This is a genomic window from Collinsella sp. AF19-1LB (assembly GCF_003459655.1).
Classification (GTDB): Bacteria; Actinomycetota; Coriobacteriia; order Coriobacteriales; family Coriobacteriaceae; genus Collinsella.
Genome location: NZ_QRWO01000086.1, coordinates 1 through 533, shown reverse-complemented (window position 1 = coordinate 533; position 533 = coordinate 1). Strand labels below are relative to the sequence as shown.

Here is a 533-nt window from a genome sequence, read left to right as displayed (position 1 = left end):
GACTCAGCGCAACGCGTTGCGCTGAGTCCTGAGGCGCGAATCCGGGTAGGCAACCCCAGAGGGGCCGGAATCCCCCGGCCCGCGATGGAGGGAGGCCGAAATGTCCAGACCGAAGCCGTCCGGGAGGTCGTACGGGAGGCTCACGAGGCATGAGAGGAACACGGTCGAGAGGATGCTCGACCTCAACCGCAGCGCCCGCGAGATCGCTGCGGAGCTCGGCAGGTCGCCATCGACCGTGACCAGGGAGGTGGCGGCGCACCGCTACGTCACCGCGCCGCGCTCGCGCTACGGCGAGCCCGCGCCCGCGGACCTGTCGGGGGCCTGCCCCAGGCTCTCCGCGTGGCCGAGGTGCTGCAACGGCTGCTCGCACAGGAGGGGCTACGGCTGCTCGAGGAGGCCCAGGGTGTTCTACAGCGCAAGGAGGGCGCAGGAGGCGGCCGACGCCGAGCTCTCGGCGAGCAGGTCCGGGATCGACGAGACCGTGGAGGGCGCCGCCGCCAAGCTCGCGGCCATCAGGGACGGGCTCGCGCGCG

General features: G+C 72.4%; 1 protein-coding gene. It reads left to right on the top strand.

Annotated elements, in window-relative coordinates; genetic code table 11:
• Nucleotides 1–100: 100 nt before the first annotated feature.
• Nucleotides 101–533, top strand: a 433-nt coding sequence (locus DWX39_RS10865) for a helix-turn-helix domain-containing protein (protein WP_147336416.1), incomplete at its 3' end; no start/stop codon positions are given.